The 15,493-nt window shown below is 63.8% G+C and carries 16 protein-coding genes and 1 tRNA gene; 7 read left to right on the forward strand and 10 right to left on the reverse strand.

Features of this window, described 5'->3' with window-relative positions:
* Positions 1 to 306: 306 nt before the first annotated feature.
* Positions 307 to 382 (reverse strand) — tRNA-Ala (locus EJ077_RS00355).
* Between the two features lie 148 nt (positions 383 to 530).
* On the opposite strand from EJ077_RS00355, the gene EJ077_RS00360 reads away from it, so the two are divergent.
* Together EJ077_RS00360 and EJ077_RS00365 are read left to right on the forward strand one after the other, a co-directional pair.
* On the forward strand, positions 531 to 824 hold the full coding sequence (locus EJ077_RS00360; protein WP_015315112.1) for a YggT family protein: 294 nt from the start codon (positions 531 to 533) through the stop codon (positions 822 to 824).
* Positions 825 to 831: 7 nt separating this feature from the next.
* Entirely contained in the window at positions 832 to 1,155 is a 324-nt protein-coding gene (locus EJ077_RS00365; RefSeq protein ID WP_208699099.1) for a DUF167 domain-containing protein, read from the forward strand.
* Positions 1,156 to 1,158: 3 nt separating this feature from the next.
* Here the strand turns inward: EJ077_RS00365 and EJ077_RS00370 are convergent, their stop codons facing one another.
* Genes EJ077_RS00370 through EJ077_RS00380 form a run of 3 tightly spaced genes read right to left on the reverse strand, consistent with a single transcriptional unit; the run spans position 1,159 to position 3,900 of the window.
* Entirely contained in the window at positions 1,159 to 2,040 is an 882-nt protein-coding gene (locus tag EJ077_RS00370; protein ID WP_208699103.1) for a MurR/RpiR family transcriptional regulator, read from the reverse strand.
* 16 nt (positions 2,041 to 2,056) lie between these two features.
* A complete protein-coding gene (locus tag EJ077_RS00375) occupies positions 2,057 to 3,127 on the reverse strand; it encodes an ABC transporter ATP-binding protein (RefSeq protein ID WP_208699106.1) in 1,071 nt (356 codons plus the stop codon).
* Positions 3,128 to 3,129: 2 nt separating this feature from the next.
* Positions 3,130 to 3,900, reverse strand: coding sequence for an SDR family NAD(P)-dependent oxidoreductase (locus EJ077_RS00380; protein WP_208699108.1), 771 nt, complete (start codon positions 3,898 to 3,900; stop codon positions 3,130 to 3,132).
* Between the two features lie 181 nt (positions 3,901 to 4,081).
* Between EJ077_RS00380 and EJ077_RS00385 the strand changes: the two genes are divergently transcribed.
* From EJ077_RS00385 to EJ077_RS00400, 4 genes are all read left to right on the forward strand, one after another.
* Entirely contained in the window at positions 4,082 to 5,308 is a 1,227-nt protein-coding gene (locus EJ077_RS00385; protein ID WP_208699110.1) for an ABC transporter substrate-binding protein, read from the forward strand.
* A 422-nt stretch (positions 5,309 to 5,730) separates the two neighbouring features.
* Positions 5,731 to 6,600 carry a carbohydrate ABC transporter permease gene (locus tag EJ077_RS00390; RefSeq protein WP_208699112.1) on the forward strand — a complete coding sequence of 290 codons (870 nt, stop codon included), beginning with the start codon at positions 5,731 to 5,733 and terminating at the stop codon, positions 6,598 to 6,600.
* The gene (locus EJ077_RS00395) at positions 6,597 to 7,436 is read left to right on the forward strand and encodes a carbohydrate ABC transporter permease (protein WP_208699115.1); all 840 of its coding nucleotides are present in this window, start codon (positions 6,597 to 6,599) and stop codon (positions 7,434 to 7,436) included. The genes EJ077_RS00390 and EJ077_RS00395 overlap by 4 nt, the downstream gene beginning before the upstream one ends.
* A gap of 79 nt (positions 7,437 to 7,515) precedes the next feature.
* Positions 7,516 to 8,991, forward strand: a complete 1,476-nt coding sequence (locus EJ077_RS00400) for a M81 family metallopeptidase (RefSeq protein ID WP_208699117.1) — start codon at positions 7,516 to 7,518, stop codon at positions 8,989 to 8,991.
* Positions 8,992 to 9,154: 163 nt separating this feature from the next.
* Here the strand turns inward: EJ077_RS00400 and EJ077_RS00405 are convergent, their stop codons facing one another.
* From EJ077_RS00405 to EJ077_RS00430, 6 genes are all read right to left on the reverse strand, one after another.
* A complete protein-coding gene (locus tag EJ077_RS00405; RefSeq protein WP_208699119.1) occupies positions 9,155 to 11,209 on the reverse strand; it encodes a M3 family metallopeptidase in 2,055 nt (684 codons plus the stop codon).
* 90 nt (positions 11,210 to 11,299) lie between these two features.
* Positions 11,300 to 11,734, reverse strand: a complete 435-nt coding sequence (locus EJ077_RS00410) for a nuclear transport factor 2 family protein (RefSeq protein ID WP_208699121.1) — start codon at positions 11,732 to 11,734, stop codon at positions 11,300 to 11,302.
* Entirely contained in the window at positions 11,731 to 12,375 is a 645-nt protein-coding gene (locus tag EJ077_RS00415) for a carbonic anhydrase (RefSeq protein ID WP_208699123.1), read from the reverse strand. The genes EJ077_RS00410 and EJ077_RS00415 overlap by 4 nt, the downstream gene beginning before the upstream one ends.
* A gap of 206 nt (positions 12,376 to 12,581) precedes the next feature.
* Entirely contained in the window at positions 12,582 to 13,373 is a 792-nt protein-coding gene (locus EJ077_RS00420; protein ID WP_208699125.1) for a DUF429 domain-containing protein, read from the reverse strand.
* Positions 13,370 to 14,254: a pyridoxal kinase PdxY gene (pdxY, locus tag EJ077_RS00425; RefSeq protein WP_208699128.1), complete on the reverse strand. Its 885-nt coding sequence runs from the start codon at positions 14,252 to 14,254 to the stop codon at positions 13,370 to 13,372. Before pdxY ends, EJ077_RS00420 begins: the two co-directional genes overlap by 4 nt.
* A gap of 13 nt (positions 14,255 to 14,267) precedes the next feature.
* Positions 14,268 to 14,519 (reverse strand): hypothetical protein, encoded by a 252-nt coding sequence (locus EJ077_RS00430; protein ID WP_208699130.1) that lies wholly within the window; start codon positions 14,517 to 14,519, stop codon positions 14,268 to 14,270.
* Between the two features lie 165 nt (positions 14,520 to 14,684).
* On the opposite strand from EJ077_RS00430, the gene EJ077_RS00435 reads away from it, so the two are divergent.
* On the forward strand, positions 14,685 to 15,323 hold the full coding sequence (locus EJ077_RS00435) for a LemA family protein (RefSeq protein WP_208699133.1): 639 nt from the start codon (positions 14,685 to 14,687) through the stop codon (positions 15,321 to 15,323).
* Positions 15,324 to 15,493 lie beyond the last annotated feature (170 nt).

Consider the following 15,493-nt stretch of genomic DNA (forward strand, 5'->3'; position numbering starts at 1 on the left):
GGGCGCTTCTTCATTTCGACTCGGAATCCGTATAGCGCCTTCGGTCGCCCCCGCCGAAACGCCTTGTCACAACACACAGAAAAACTGATTTGAGAACGCCAGTCTAATGGGGCGGCTCCCAAAAAAAATAGCGCCGCTCGGAAACCGGCCATCGCCATAAGTCCAATTGACAACCATTTCGCCTTGGAAAAGGCGAAGTCGCTTCTGGCCATTTTTGGGGGCATTCACGCCGGGTGATGCATCGCGATGTATCGGATGATGCTTGGGCGTTACCGCGCGGGAAAGGCGGACAATCGATTATTCCGCTGGTGGAGCTGAGGAGGATCGAACTCCTGACCTCGTCATTGCGAACGACGCGCTCTCCCAGCTGAGCTACAGCCCCGTCCAGCGGATGGCGCATTTATCGGGCGACGCGGTTTCCTGTCAAGGCGGCGCTTCACCAAAAACTCGCCCGCCGGTCGCGTGGCGGAACCCTGCCCTTGCCGGTTTGGCGCGTAGTGGCTACATGTCGGCAACAATTGGAGACCGGCATGCTAGCCCTCATTCAAACCATCGTCATGGCGCTCGACCTCTATTGGTGGGTCATCATCGCTTCGGCGATCTTTTCCTGGCTCTATGCCTTCAACGTCGTCAACTCGCGCAACCAGTTCGTCGGCAGCATCGGCAACATGCTCTACAGGCTGACCGAGCCGGCGCTGCGGCCGATCCGCCGCTTCATGCCCGACCTTGGCGGCATCGACATCTCGCCGATCATCCTGCTTTTGATCCTGTTCTTCCTCAGGCAGTTCATTCTCACCACGGTGGCGCCGCTGCTGCTGGCCTGACGATCGCATGAGCGCGCCGTACCGCATTCGCGAGAACGGCGTCGATCTGTTCGTCCGGCTGACACCGAAGTCTTCCGTGGATCGGCTCGAAGGCGTCGAAACATCGGCGGACGGGCGAAGCCATCTGAAGGCGCGGGTCCGCGCCATGCCGGAAAATGGCGCCGCCAATCAAGCGCTGGAGAAGCTGGTCGCCAAGGCGCTTGGCGTGCCGGCATCTTCGGTTTCGGTCGTTGCCGGCGGCACGGCCCGGCTCAAGACGCTGCGCATTTCAGGCGAACCGGCAGCGCTGGCAAGAAGTGTCGAAGCGCTCTGCGGTCAATCCCCTACTTGAAGTTCAATCCCCCAGCGGCAAACGCGGATCGTCGACCTTCAGCGTGTTCACGCTCTGCTTGATGCGGCGCAGGTTCTCCAGCACCTTCGGGCCGCGCGTCTCGGCGACCGATGTCACGATCATGTCGACGATCGCCAGCAACGCGTAGCGCGACGATGTCGGCTTGTAGATGTTGCCGTCCTCGAGCGGCTGCAGATGTATGACCGTGTCGGCGGCCTTGGCCAGCGCGGAGTCGGGCGCGGTGACGGCCACCGTGGCGGCGCCATATTGCTGGGCGACCTGCACCGCCTCGATGACCGAGCGCGCATAGCCGGAGACGGAGAAGGCGACGACCGTGGTGTCCGGCGTGGCAACGGCGGCGTACATGTGCTGCAACTGGCCATCGATCTGCGCAAGGACCGGCAGGCCCAGCCTGAACAGCCGGTTCTGCATCTCGGTCGCCATCATCGAGGAAATGCCCCCCGAACCGATGCACAGAACATTGCCTGACGCCGCGAGGCGCGCGGCGACGTCGACCAGTGTCGTCATGTCTAGGTTTTCGCTGACGCGCTGGATGGCGGCGATCGCGGCTTCGGTGATGGCCGATGCGATGCGCTGCTCGCGGGCATCGCGGCTCAGTGGCTCCGGCGACAGATACTGGCCGCCGATGGCAATGGCCTGCGCCAGATAGAACTTGAAGTCGCGCAGGCCCTCGCAGCCGAGGTTGCGGCAGAAACGGGTGACCGTCGGCTCACTGACGCCGACGCGCGCGGCAATTTCCGAGATTGCTGCCTTGGAGGCGAAGTCGAGATCGGACAGAACGAGGCTTGCCAGCCGGCGATCCGACTTGGTGCCGTCCTGCGACATCAGCTGCAGCCGCGTGATGATGTCGGCCGGCGTCTTCATATTCGAGTTTCCGTCGTCATCTCAGCGGCAGGCCCGTCGCGGTGTCGAACAGATGGATGTTGCCGGGGTCGACCGAGACCGGCAGCAGGTCGCCCGGCCGGACCGGCACCCGGTCGCGGAACACGGCGCGCACCGTGTCGGCGCCAATGGCGCCGTAGACATGGGTTTCGGAACCGGTCGGCTCGACGACATCAACCTTGAGCGCCATGGCATCAGTGGCCTCGCCGACGATGAAATGTTCGGGCCGGATGCCGGCCTCCACGGCGCTGCCTGCCGGTACCGGTTTGCCGGCGAGCGCAAGCCGCCCACCGCCGGCCGACTCGAACCAGGTTCTCTCGGGCGTCGTCTTGAGCGCCCCGGAAACAAAGCTCATCGACGGCGAGCCGAGGAAGCCGGCGACGAACTTGTTGGCCGGCCTGTCATAGAGCTCCAGCGGCGGCCCGACCTGCTGGATCCTGCCGCGATCCATCACGACGATGCGGTCGGCCATGGTCATGGCCTCGATCTGGTCGTGGGTGACGTAGACGATGGTCGATTTCAGCCGCTGGTGGAGTGCCTTGATTTCGGTGCGCATCTGCACGCGCAGCTGCGCGTCGAGATTGCTGAGCGGCTCATCGAACAGGAAGACGGAGGGTTCGCGCACGATGGCGCGGCCCATGGCGACGCGCTGGCGCTGTCCGCCAGAGAGCTGGCGGGGATAACGGTCGAGGTAGGAGAACAGGTTGAGGACGCCGGACGCCTTCTTGACCTTCTGGTCGATGGCGGTGCGGTCCTCGCCCCGGATCTTCGGGCCGAAGCCGATATTGTCCGAGGCCTTGAGGTGAGGAAACAGCGCATAGGACTGGAACACCATGGCGATGTTGCGCTGCTGCGGCGGCCGGTCGTTGGCGCGTGTGCCGCCAATCAGGAGATCGCCGGAACTGATGGTCTCCAACCCCGCCAGCATGCGCAGCAAGGTCGACTTGCCGCAGCCGGACGGCCCGACCAGAACCACGAACTCACCGCTCGTGATGTCGAGGCTGATGTCCTCGAGTATCTTGTGCTGGCCGAAGGATTTCGAGAGCTTGCGAAACTCGACGTCGGTCATGGTCACGCTCCCAATATGTCGTCGATGAACGGCAGGCAGCCGGCGGTCAATCCCGCATCCACGGGCATCACCACGCCTGTTACGCCCGAGGCCCGGTCGGAGGCAAGGAAGGCCACCGCTTCGGCCACTTCCGAGGCGTTGACGATGCGGCCGAGCGGATAGAGCCGCTGCAGCTTGCCGATTATGTCGGGGTTCTTGGCCAGGCGATGGTCCCAGGCGGCGGTGCGGATCGATCCGGGGCAGACCACATTGGCGCGCACGCCGCTGCGGCCGAGCTCGACGGCGATCGATTTGGCATAGGCGTTGATGCCGGCCTTGGCGGCGGCATAGGCGGGGTTGCCGAAATGCGCGATGGCGTTGACGGACGAAATGAAGACGACGCTGCCCGAACCGCGCGCGGCCATCGCCTTGGCAATGGGATCGGCGAAGATCATCACACCGGTCAGGTTGAGGTCGAGTTCACGCTCGATCCTGTCCGCCGTCAGCGCGTCAAGCGTCTCGGCGCGGGTCCAGCCGGCATTGTTGATCAGGATGTCGGGGACGCCGTCCTTTTCCAGCACTGCGGCGATCGCGGCTTCGACCGAGGCCCGGTCGAGAAGATCGAAGACATGGCGCGAGGCAAAGTGCGGGCTCGCCAGCGCCTCCTCGGACTGGTCGCAGCCGACCACCCGCGCCCCCCTGCCGGCCAGCAGTGCGACGATCGCCGAGCCAAGGCCGCCACCGGCGCCGGTGATGACGACCGTCCTGCCTTCGAATTCGGCTCTCGAAACCACGGCGCTTGCTCCTCCGGCAGGTCAGGCAGATGCCGGCAGGCTAAAGAATGGAATGTAATTAAGCAACATCATAATCTGCTTGCACGCGGCAAATTCATCGATAATGTAGGAAAGTCACATAAATCTTGTGTCAGGACTGGCACGAGGAGCGCAAAAGCGTGGACCAAATGGGAGAGATCAGATGAACCTTGCGAAATGGACTGCCGGCCTAATGGCCGGAATGGGCATTCTGGCCTTCGCGGCGCAGGCAGAGGCTGGCGAAGTGCGGGTTACCGTCGCCGAATACAGTGCCAAGACCGGCCCCTACTTCGAAGAGGTCAAGAAAGAGTTCGAGGCGAAGAATCCCGGGATCACCGTCAAGTTCGAGGTGGTGCCGTGGGATGTGCTCTTGCAGAAGCTGACCACCGACATCACCGCGGGCACCAATGCTGATCTCTCCATCATCGGCACGCGCTGGCTGATCGACTTTGTCCAACAGGATGTCGCCGAGCCGCTCGACAGCTACATCACGCCCGAATTCAAGGGCCGCTTCATCGACACCTTCCTGTCGCCCTCGATCATGGGCGGCAAGACCTATGGCTTGCCGATCGCCGCTTCGGCGCGCGCCATGTATTACAACAAGGAGCTGTTCGAGAAGGCCGGCATCGCCAAGCCGCCGGCGACCTGGACCGAACTGCAGGAGGATGCCCGCAAGATCAAGGCGCAGGGTGCCTTCGGTTTCGGCCTGCAAGGCAAGGAGATCGAGACCGACGTCTATTACTACTACGCCATGTGGTCGCAGGGCACCGAGATCCTCAACAAGGACGGCACGTCGGGCCTCGGCACGCCAGGCGCGCTCGAAGCCGCCAAGCTCTACAAGTCGATGATCGACGAGGGGCTGACGGAGCCCGGCGTCACCTCCAACAACCGTGAGGACGTGCAGAACCTGTTCAAGCAGGGCAAGGTCGGCATGATGATCACCGCGCCCTTCCTGTCCAACCAGATCAAGGATGAGGCGCCGAGCCTCAAATACGGCGTGGCCGCCATTCCGGCGGGGCCGACCGGCGCGCGCGGCACGTATGGCGTCACCGATTCCATGATCATGTTCAAGAACTCCAAGAACAAGGATGAGGCCTGGAAGCTGATGGACTTCCTGTTCACCACGGAGCAGCGCGCCAAGTTCACGCAAGGCGAAGGCTTCCTGCCGGTGAACAAGGAAGAGGCCAAGATGAACTATTACGTCAACAACGCCGATCTCGCCGCCTTTACCGCGCTGCTGCCGGATGCCCGTTTCGCGCCGATCATCCCGGGCTGGGAAGAAGTCGCCCAGATCACGTCGGACGCCATGCAGAAGATCTATCTCGGCGGCGATCCCGAGGCAGGCTTGAAGGACGCCGCAGCCAAGGCCAATGCGGTGCTGAAGAAATAGGGGCCGCGCTCAAGAAATAGGGCGTATCTCCCTGCGCCAGTGGCGCGCCCCAGACTCAGGCGGGGTGCGCCACTCCCTTTCCTCTCCCTCCGGAGGGGGAGAGGTGGCTCGGCGAAGCCGAGACGGTGTGGGGGAACCTCGCAACTGTCGTGGCCGCACGTAGGAATGGCACTGGGCTCAAGCATTGCATGGCCTTGCGCTTGAGGGGTCGACCCACACTCCGTCGAGCTTCGCTCGACACCTCTCCCCCGATCGACGGGGGAGAGGAAAGGTTTCTCTCCATTGATGCCGGCAGGCAGATGAGGGGCGGCGCAAACGTCGGGAAGAATTTGAAACTGAGCGCCTAGGAAGACAAGTCAGTACTAGCCTAGCTGGCAAGCCAGCGCTCCACGGATGCCTCGCAAAGCGGTACAAACCAGCCGATGCAAAATCGCTTCCTGCCTTATCTTCTGACCCTGCCCAGCCTGTTCCTGGCTGCGGTGGTCATCTTCTGGCCGGTATGGGACCTGATCCAGATCGCGACGCACGACGTCAATCGGTTTGGCCAGTTGCGGGAGTTCAGCGGCCTGACCAATTTCGCCGCGCTCACCGCCGATCCCGATTTCATCGCGGCCCTCTGGCGCACCGGGCTGTGGACGGTGCTGGTGGTCGGCGGCGCGCTGCTGGTCTCGATCCCGGTGGCGATGATCCTCAACACCGATTTCTATGGCCGTGGCCTTGCGCGCGTCATCATCATGCTGCCCTGGGCGGTGTCGCTGACCATGACGGCGGTGGTCTGGCGCTGGGCGCTGAGCGGCGAAAGCGGCATGCTGAATTCGGCGCTGATCGGGCTCGGCCTGATCGACCACAACATCCAGTGGCTGGCACAGGCCGGCACTGCCTTTCCGATGCAAGTGCTGATCGGCATATTGGTGACGGTGCCGTTCACAACGACCATCTTCCTGGGCGGCCTGTCTTCGATACCGGACGATCTCTACGAGGCGGCCGCATTGGAGGGGGCAACGACGCTGCAGCAGTTCCGCGAGATCACCTTTCCGCTGCTGAAACCCTTCATCAACATCGCCATCGTGCTCAACACGATCTACGTCTTCAATTCGTTCCCGATCATCTGGGTGATGACGCAGGGCGGGCCGGCCAATTCGACCGACATCCTGGTGACCCACCTCTACAAGCTCGCCTTCCGCATCGGCAAACTGGGCGAGGCATCGGCGGTGTCGCTGGTGATGTTCGCCATATTGCTGATCTTCACCATGATCTATGTGCGCCTCGCCATGCGGGAGCAGCGCGCATGACAAATGGATTTACGACCGGCAAGCTGAAGCGCACCATCATCGCCTGGCTGCTGCTGGCGCCTTTGATCGTGGTGACGATCTTCCCCTTCGCGGTGATGTTCCTGACGGCGGTGAAGCCTCGGACCGAAGTGCTGACACCCACATGGTGGCCGAGCGAGTTCCGCTGGTCAAATTTTTCCGACATGTGGGTGGCGACGGGCTTCGGCCAGGCGCTGGTCAATTCGCTCTACATCTCGGTGATCGCCACCGTCGGCGCTATCTTGATCTCGGTGCCCGCGGCTTACGCGATGTCGCGCTTCCGCTTCGCCGGCTACGGCGCCTTCCGCCAGTTCCTGCTGATCTCGCAGATGATCTCACCGATCGTGCTGGTGCTCGGCCTGTTCCGGCTGATGGCCGCCTGGGGGCTCGTCGAATCGACCACGGCGCTCGGCTTCATCTACATGGCCTTCAACGTCGCCTTCACCGTGTGGATGCTGCAGAGCTATTTCGACACCATTCCGCGCGATCTCGAGGAAGCGGCCTGGATGGAGGGCGCCGGGCGCTGGCTGACCTTGCGAAAAGTGTTCCTGCCGCTCTGCCTGCCGGCGATCGCGGTGACGGCGATCTTCACCTTCATCAACGCCTGGAACGAGTTCGTCGTGGCGCTGACCATGCTGCGCAGCCAGGAGAGCTACACGCTGCCGATCCAGGTGTTCTCTCTGGTCGCGGGCCGCTACACGATCGAATGGCACCATGTCATGGCGGCGACGTTGCTGGCCACCTTGCCGGTGGCGATCCTGTTCATCTGGCTGCAGCGTTATCTCGTCCGGGGGCTGGCGCTCGGGGCGGTCAAATAGCATTCCAGCAATTCAGGAAAAGTGCCCAGCGGTTTTCCGCGCGGAATTGCGAAAAAACAAAGAAGTCCACGGAGCTTTCATGCGTATCTTCACCGCCTCGCTGGCGACGGAAACCAACACCTTCTCGCCGGTGCCGACAGACCGGGCGTCGTTCGAAATGGCGTTCTATGCCGGTCCGGGCAAGCATCCGGAAACGCCCACGCTGTGCTCTTCGCCGATCGTGGCGCTGCGCCGCCGCGCGGCCGCGGAAGGTCTCACCGTGATCGAGGGCACCGCGACCTGGGCCGAGCCCGGCGGTCTCGTGCAGCGGCAGACCTATGAGGCGCTGCGCGACGAGATACTTGGCCAGCTCAAGGCCGCCTTGCCGGTCGACGCCATCATGCTGGGCCTACATGGCGCCATGGTGGCGCAAGGCTATGACGACTGCGAGGGCGATCTGCTGGAGCGCGTGCGCGGCATCGTCGGGCCTGGCGTGGTGATCGCCTGCGAGTTCGATCCGCACAGCCATCTGACGCCCAGGCGCGTGGCGGCGTCCGACATCATGGCCTATTTCCTCGAATTCCCGCACACCGATTTCTACGAGCGCGGCGAGCACGTCGTTGAACTCGGGCTTGCCGCGGCGCGTGGCGAGATCAAACCTGTCATCTCGACCTTCGACTGCCGCATGATCCAGGTGTTGCCGACCAGCCGCGAGCCGATGCGCTCCTTCGTCGACCGCATCAAGGCGCTGCACGGCAAGGACGGCGTGCTGTCGGTCTCGGTCATCCACGGCTTCATGGCCGCCGACGTGCCGGAAATGGGCACGCGCGTCCTGGTCGTCACCGACAATGACAAGGCCAGAGGCGATGCGCTGGCCGAGCGGCTGGGGCGCGAACTCTATGCCATGCGCGAAACGACGGCGATGGCCATGCTGAGTGCGGCCGACGGCATCGACCGCGCGCTGGCCGTGCGCAAGGAAAAGGTCGGCAAGCCGGTGGTCATTGCCGATATCTGGGACAATCCCGGTGGCGGTGTGCCGGGCGACGGCACTTTCGTACTGCGCGAGATGCTGGCGCGGGGCATCACAAGCGTCGGCGTGGCGACGATCTGGGATCCGATCGCGGTGACGTTCTGCCAGGCGGCGGGCGAAGGTGCCGTCATCGACCTGCGCTTCGGCGGCAAGGCCGGGCCGCAGGCGGGCGAGCCGATCGACGCGCGCGTCACCGTGCTGAAGGCTGTCAGCGAAAGCTGGCAGAGTTTCGGGCCGAGCCGCGTGACATTGGGACCGTCAGCGGTGGTGCGTATCGAAGGCACCGAGGTCGACGTGATCCTGAACACCAACCGCACGCAGACCTTCGAGCCGGATATCTTTTCCAACATCGGCGTCGATCCGCTGTCGAAAGACATTTTGCTGATCAAGTCGACCAACCATTTCTACGCCGGCTTCGAGCCGATCGCCGCCGAGATCATCTATGTCGCGGCGCCGAGTTCGTATCCCAGCAACCCGGCGGCGACGAATTACACGAAGCTGACGCGGCCGATGTGGCCAAGGGTGAAGGATCCGTGGAAGGTGTGACGCTGCCGATCTCCCCCTTGAGGGGGAGATGTCGCCGAAGGCGACAGAGGGGGTCGCCTCACTTGAAGCGCCAACCTTGATCCGCCGCAGGAAGTCGAGTCCGGTCGGACCGACCCCCTCTGGCCGCTTCGCGGCCATCTCCCCCTCGAGGGGGGTATCAGCTCTAAACCAGCCCCCGCTTCACCATCATCGCGTCTGCCGAAGGCATCTTGCCGCGAAACGCCGTGTAGAGCTCTTCGGGATCCTTCGAGCCGCCGGCGGCGTAGATGTTCTTCCTCAGCCGCTCGGCCAGTGCCGGGTTGAAGGGGTCGCCGGTCTCCTCGAAGGCGGCGAAGGCATCGGCGTCGAGCACCTCCGACCACATGTAGGAATAATAGCCGGCCGAGTAACCGTCGCCCGAGAAGACATGGCCGAAATGCGGGGTGCGATGGCGCATCGCGATGGTGTCGGGCATGTCGAGCTTTGCCAATGTTTCGGCCTCGAAACGAAGCGGCTGTTCCGGCGCATCCGGCCGTGCATGGTAGGCCATGTCGATCAAGGCGGAAGCGGTGAACTCGACCGTGGCGAAGCCGGCGCCGAAAGTGCGCGCGGCCAGCATCTTGTCGAGCAGCGCCTTCGGCATCGGCTTGCCGGTCTTGACGTGCAACGCATGCTTTTCCAGCACCGCCGGCACCGTCAACCAATGCTCGTAGAGCTGCGAGGGCAGTTCGACGAAGTCGCGGCTGACCGAGGTTCCGGAAACCGATGGCCAGGTAACTTCGGTCAGCATGCCATGCAGCGCATGGCCGAATTCGTGGAACAAGGTCTTTGCCTCGTCGACCGACAGCAGGGCCGGTTCGCCCGCCGGCGGCTTGGCGAAGTTCATGACGTTGTAGATCACCGGCTTCGCGCCGTGGCCGAGCTTATACCCGGACTTCAGCGCGCTCATCCAGGCGCCGGAGCGTTTCGAGGGCCGCGCGAAATAGTCGGCCAGGAACAGGCCGCGCTCGCTGCCGTCGGCGTTTTTCACCACGAAGACACGCGCGTCGGGGTGCCAGGCGGCAATACCCTTCTTCTCCTCGAAAGTGATGCCGAACAGCCGCGTCGCCACGTCGAAGCAGGCATCGATGACACGGTCGAGCTGCAGGTAGGGCTTCAGTTCGGCCTCATCGAAAGCGAACTTTTCCGCCCGCAGCTTCTCCTGGTAGAAGCGCCAGTCCCAGGCGGCGAATTTTTCATTGCTGCCGGCTTCGGCCGCCAGCCGCTCCAATTCCTTCTGGTCGGCGGCGGCCTTTTCCAGCGCCTTTTCCCAGACCGGGTCGAGCAGCGCATGCACCGCCTTCGGTGTCTTGGCCATGGTGTCGTCGAGCTTGAGCGCGGCGAAGGAGGCATAGCCGAGCAGCTTGGCCTTCTCGGCGCGCAGCTTCAGCATGTCGCGCACCACGGTCGTGTTGTCGGACGCACCGCCGTTCTGGCCGCGCATGGTGAAGGCGCGGAAGGCGATCTCGCGCAGGTCGCGGCGCTCGGAGAAAGTCGTGAACGGTTCATAGATCGAGCGCGACAGGGTGACGGCGTAGCGGCCCTTCTGGCCACGTATCTCGGCGGCCTCGGCCATCGAGCTTTTCACGAAGTCCGGCAGGCCGGCAAGGTCGGCCTCGTCGAGGAACAGCGCCCAGTCGCGCTCGTCGGCCAGCACGTTCTGACCGAAAGTCGTGCCGAGCGACGACAGCTCTTCACTGATTTTCGCCAACCGCTTCTTGCCGTCGGCATCGAGCTTGGCGCCGGAACGGACGAAGCCTTTCCAGGTCTTCTCCAGGACGCGCAGCGTCTCGGGGTCGAGCTTCAGGCTCTCGCGGCGCTGGTAGAGGTCGTCGATGCGGGCAAACAGTTTTTCGTTCATCGAGATCGCTGAGAAGTGCCTCGACATTTTCGGTGAAATGTCGCGCTCCAGCGCCTGGATCGTCTCATTGGTGTAGGCGCCGGCACGGCACCAGAAGATAGAGGAGACGTGATCGAGCGCCTCGCCGCCCAGTTCCAGCGCGGCAAGCGTGTTGTCGATGGTCGGCGCATCCTTGTTGGTGGCGATCGCGTCGATCTCGGCCTCATGCGCCTTCAGCGCGGCGTCGAAGACGGGGGAGAAATCACCGTCGCCAATATGGGCAAAATCGGGCAGGCCGAGCGGTCCTCGCCACGCGGTCAACGGATGGGCGGCGAGATCGACGGCTTTCGTAGAGGGCATGGAGGGTCTTTCGCTGGCATCAGGAAGGAGGGTGTCACCGATGTAGGGCGTGGCCCGCGGGCCCGCAATATGCCAGTTGGCCGATCCGCCTCAGTAGCCCTCGCAGTTTTCGGCGATTGCCGCTTGCGAGCTGGCGGTGATGCGGTTGTTGTTCACCGCGAAGGTTTCTTGCATCAGCATGTCATTGTTGGGGAAATCGTAGCAGGCGATCACGGTCGTGACCCCGCCCTCGCTCCTCTCGATGCGGTGCCGGATAGCAGCACCGGCAACCGCGCCTTTCCATTCGTCGAGCGAAGCGATGAACTCCCGCTTGCTCTGGACGACGCCGAGGTCGTCGAGTTTGATGCGGACGTCGTCGGCGAGCAGATCGGCAAGTTCGGTGCGATCGGCGACCAGCAGCGCCGAATACCAGCGGCTGATGATGGCACGGTCATCGGCGCGAGCGGCAACCATCGCTATCAGCAGCGCGGCCGCCGTAAAAACGGCCGGCCGGACGCTCATCGCCTGGCGCGCCGTCCAGTTCATTCCAGCACCGGCCGCTCGAAATCGCCCGTCTCCTTGTTCATCACCCAGAGCTCGCCGGTGGAAATGTCGAACCAGGCTCCGTGCAGCGACAGCCGCCCCTTGCCTTCCAGGATCGAGACGCAGGGAAAGGTCCTGAGGTTGGCGAGGGAATAGCGGATCGAGATGCGCTCGAGCGCCGTCTGGCGCTCCGTCGCCGTCATGAAGGTGCTGGCCGATACCGTCTCGGCGGCGGGCGCGATCAGGCTCATCCACTTGCCGATGAAGTCGCCGGGAGACAGCGGCGCGGCGTTGGTGTCGAGCGCGGCGCGGATACCGCCGCAGCGGCCGTGGCCCATGACGACGATGTTCTTGACCTTGAGGCTCTGCACCGCGAATTCGAGCGCCGCCGAAGTCGAATGGAACTCGCCGTCCGGCTCGTAAGGCGGCACCAGATTGCCGACATTACGCAGCACGAAGAGCTCGCCGGGGCCGGCGTCGAAGATCGCCTCGGGCGCGGATCGCGAGTCGCAACAGGCGACGATCATGGTCTCGGGCGCCTGGCCTTCGCGGGCGAGCTCGCGATAGCGGCCGCTCTCGGTGAGGTAGCGGCCGTTCATGAAATTGCGGTAGCCGGCGAGAAGGTGTTCGGGAAGATGAGGCATGGGCGGCTAAGGCCTTTCCGGGTTGGAGGCGGCAGCTCTGCTATTTTGTTTACGCATCGTGCTTTCTTAAAGCCGATTCCGGCTTTCGGGCCGATACGTTGCGGTCGAGGAAAGGCTCTAACGGCAAAAGCCCGCTACGAGCAATGCAGAATTGTAGGGGCGGGCTATAAATGCCATGCGCCAAAGCGTGACGCCCGCCGACATTGTCACGCCCAGATGGCGACCGGTATGCCAAAACCGTCAGCGAGCGGAGGATCGGGAAACGGTTTTGCTTTGCCGCTGGCGATGCGGCCGGCGATCAGCGCCATCGCCGCCGCATCGAGGAAATCGTCGGCGGCCGCACCACGTGGCGGCGGCTGGTCGAGGAAATCCATGTCATAGCCATGCCGGCAAAGCAGTGCCTTGCGCTCCGCCATGCCGGCCGGATTGACACTGCCCTTGATCTTCTTCGGCAACAGCATGGCCTGGTCGCCATTCAGGCGGCAGAAGGCGACTTCCGGATGCGATTCGAAGACGCGGCCGCGCAGTTCGGGCCGCGCGATCAGCAGTGTGTCGATCTCACGGATTTTCGAGAAGATGCCGAAGGCCTGGATGGAAACGCCGCGTGGTGGATCGGATGTGGTCCTGGCCACCTCGCTTGCGCTGCGATGCGCGGCGTACCAGGCCTCGATCGTGGTGAAGCCGCAGGTGTCGGCATAGAGCGCGGCGCGGGAGGGGATCGAAAAGACGCTGGACTGACGCGCGCCGAGCAGCGGCCGCACCAGCCCTTCCGGTCCGCGCCCGCCCTTTTGCGAAAATTCCGGCAAGCCGATCGGCATGTCGACGGCGACGATCGCGTCATCGGGGATCGCCGCCAGCAGGGCGGCGAAGGTGGGGAAGACATCGACCGAAGGCGCGGCGCCAGGGTTACGAGGTGTCGAACCGGGTTCGTGAAGCACCGCGATCCAGCCGGCCTTGCAGCCATCGGCTCCGACGAGCACGACCTCGGTCGAGGTCACGCCCGGCGGTCCCGCCCCGCATGCGTGAGGTGGCGCAGCTGCACCATGGCCATCGGGTGCGACAGGCTCTGCGCATCGGTTTCGAGCTGCAATTCGTCGCCGCCGCGCTTTGCCGTGCGCGCCAGGATTTCGTAGACCGCCGCCGTGGTCGACTGCAGCGCCTTGATCGCCGGCTGACCGGACAGGATGCGGGCGAGGTAGACGGCCGCTGTCAGGTCGCCCAGGCCGTTCGGCGGCTTGTCGATCAGGCGGTGTTCGGCGAGCAGCGCCTGGGTGCCGTCGAGCAGCAAATTGCCGGTGCCGCCTGAAATCATCGACGGTGCCGAGGTGACCAGCATGGTCGACGGTCCGGCATGGAGCGCCGCCGAGATCACCGATTTCAGGTCGGGCAGCGGCGCGCCGGCCATCCATTCCAGCTCATAGCGGTTGGGGGTGGCGATGTCGGCGATCGGCATCAGCCGGTCGCGCATGGCGGCGGCGGTGGGCTCGGGCACATAAAGGCCGCCGGAATCACCCATCACCGGATCGCAGATATAGACGGCGTCAGGCGTCCTGGCCTTGACCGCGGCGACCAGCGAGGCGACAGCCTCCGCCTGGCCGGCCTCGCCGAGGTAACCGGAGAGCACGGCACCGACTTCACCCAGCCACGGCGCGCGCTCCAGATCGGCCATCAGCGCCTTGAACTGGTCGAGCGGCGGCACGATGCGGGTCGCGCGGCCATGGCCGGGATGCCAGGGCAGGATGATTGTCGGCACCGCCCAGACCGGATAGCCCAAGGTCTCCAGCGCGAAGACGGCGGCGCGGTTGCCGACGGAGCCACGGGCGACATGGCTGGAAATGACGATGACCGCGCGCGGCGCGTCGGCTTTTTCGGCACTCATTGTTTCTTGATTCCTAGCTGCCCCGGGTGAGGAAAAGCACGAGCCAGACCATCAGGCCCAGCGCCAGAAGCAGTCCGAGTATCCGGCCAACGCGCGTACCCCAGACTTCGATCCGATCCGTGCGATCGGCATCGGCCGCGGAGACGTGGTCGCGCATGCCTTTTGTCGTCCGTGCCACGAAAGAATTGCCGGCCGGATCGGTCTCCTGCGCGACGCGCTGGAGGATACGGCGCGATTCGCTGTCACTGTCCTGGCGTTGCGCCATGATGATGTCCCGTTCTGATCGGACCTTATCGCGTTCGCGGACCCAATCACAGGGCCTTGCGCGAGCCCGATTCACGCAGATCCTGCTCCAGAGGTCGAGGCCGTTTTCTTGCGCGCCGATTGTGGTAATGCTTCGCCTGCAACTTCTATCGAGGGACCCCCCATCATGCTTGCCCAGCGCCTTGCTCGACCATCGACATTCCGCACGCTGCCCGCCTTCCTGATGATGGCAATCGTGCTGCCGCTGCTTGCCGGCTGTGGCTACAACACCATCCCGACAGCAGAAGAAAACGCCAAGGCGGCATGGAGCGAGGTGTTGAATCAGTATCAACGCCGCGCCGACCTCATTCCCAATCTGGTCGAGACGGTCAAAGGCTATGCTTCGCATGAAAAGGACACGCTTGACGCGGTGGTCGAGGCGCGCGCCAAGGCGACGCAGATCACGGTGACGCCGGAAACGCTGAAGGATCCGGAAGCGCTCAAGAAGTTCCAGGATGCCCAGGCAGGGCTGACCAGCGCGCTGTCGCGGCTGATCGCGGTGTCGGAGGCCTATCCCGACCTCAAGGCCAATCAAAATTTCCTGGCGCTGCAGGCACAGCTCGAAGGCACCGAGAACCGTATCGCGGTGGCGCGGCGCGACTACATCCAGGCCGTCAGGGACTACAATCTGACGCTGAAGACCTTCCCGTCGGTGCTGTGGGCGACCTTCTGGTTCCGCGGCAGCGAGCCGTTCGCCAACTTCACCGTCGACGAGGACAAGATGCAGCCGCCGAAGGTCGATTTCGGAACCAAGCAGGGCGGGTGACAGCGGCGACTGTCATCGGAATAAATTCCGCGAAAACGACGGACCGCTGGCGTGCAAACCCCCTCTCTGTCCTGCCGGACATCTCCCCCTCAAGGGGGGAGATCAGCTGTGGTCCAGGCTTTCGCCAATTTTCAACCTCTCAAAGTGAGAGCCGGCAACGAAGCCGCCAA

It is taken from the genome of Mesorhizobium sp. M8A.F.Ca.ET.057.01.1.1, assembly GCF_003952565.1.
Classification (GTDB): domain Bacteria; phylum Pseudomonadota; class Alphaproteobacteria; order Rhizobiales; family Rhizobiaceae; genus Mesorhizobium.